The organism is Oleiphilus sp. HI0123 (genome assembly GCF_001635315.1).
Genome location: NZ_LWGE01000397.1, coordinates 1 through 1,159, shown reverse-complemented (window position 1 = coordinate 1,159; position 1,159 = coordinate 1). Strand labels below are relative to the sequence as shown.

The 1,159-nt window shown below is 45.3% G+C and carries 2 protein-coding genes; both read right to left on the bottom strand.

Going from position 1 to position 1,159, the window contains the following annotated elements:
• Window positions 1-120: 120 nt before the first annotated feature.
• Window positions 121-252 carry a hypothetical protein gene (locus A3761_RS28750; RefSeq protein ID WP_255374912.1) on the bottom strand — a complete coding sequence of 44 codons (132 nt, stop codon included), beginning with the start codon at window positions 250-252 and terminating at the stop codon, window positions 121-123.
• A 74-nt stretch (window positions 253-326) separates the two neighbouring features.
• Window positions 327-1,159 (bottom strand): cbb3-type cytochrome c oxidase subunit I (locus tag A3761_RS03770; RefSeq protein WP_197472800.1); only part of this gene is annotated, 833 nt, incomplete at its 5' end.

Sequence of the window (1,159 nt, the reverse complement as noted above, 5' to 3'; positions counted from 1 at the left end):
ACATCGCATACGAGTTTGTATAACGGCACCATCGCAAAGGCAAAGCCAAACATAAGCACTGTTAACATTGCGAGCTTTAGTGCGGTTTTCTTGTTTTGTTTTACTGGTACTTCACTCATGTTATGCACCCACGGCTAAAGTTTGGCTGACGCCATAGGCGGCAATGCATAAGCTTGATATCGCAATGCCTCCAAGAATTAGCGCGGTGCGAATATTTGACTTCTTTAATGCTTGTTCGCTTTGTTGGTTCATAATCAAAACTCTTTTTGTTGTTAAGTATCTAGCCTTGGGCTCTTTGTTAAAGCACCCAAGGCCAGATTCTGGTTTTATTTGACCGTAGGAGGTGTTTCAAAGCTATGGAATGGTGGAGGAGAGGGTAGCGTCCACTCCAGGCCAGGTGTACCGATCTGAGAACCTTCCCAAGGCTGAGCTGGAGCTTTCTCGCCACCACGTATAGTTTGAATAATGATGTAGACAAAGAGTAGGTGAGATAGGCCGAAGATAAAGGCACCAATGCTCGATATCTGGTTAAACTCAATAAACTGCACGCTGTAATCAACGATACGGCGTGGCATACCCGCTAAGCCCGAAAAGTGTTGAGGGAAGAACGTCAGGTTAAAGCCGATGGTTGTCCACCAGAAAAAGATTTTACCCAGCGTTTCGTTATACATATGGCCAGTCCACTTTGGCAGCCAATAGAATACACCTGCGTAGAGCCCGAATAGTGCGCCGGGTATTAATGCGTAGTGAAAATGTGCGACCACAAAGTAGGTGTCATGGTATTGCAAATCTGCAGGTACAACCGCCAGCATGACACCTGTAGTTCCTGCAAATGAGAACATCACAATGATGGCAATGGCGAAGAGCATGGGTGTTTCAAAGGTAATAGAGCCACGCCACATCGTTAAGATAAAGTTGAACAGCATTAGGCCAACGGGGATCGAGATTAAAATTGTACCAATCATAAAGTAGTTGGTCGCGAGGACAGACATGCCAATGGTGTATTGATGGTGAGCCCATACGACCATACCCAAGACCAGCAGAATACCCATAAACCAAACTAATGGGCGGTAGCCAAACAAAGGCTTACGGCAGAATGTTGGAACAATAACACCTAAAACTCCGATAGAAGGTAGTAATAGTACATATACTTCCGGGT

What these genes read in the sequence shown, in the direction of transcription:
- A3761_RS28750 (WP_255374912.1), bottom strand. Translation starts at nt 252, where the DNA reads ATGAACCAACAAAGCGAACAAGCATTAAAGAAGTCAAATATTCGCACC.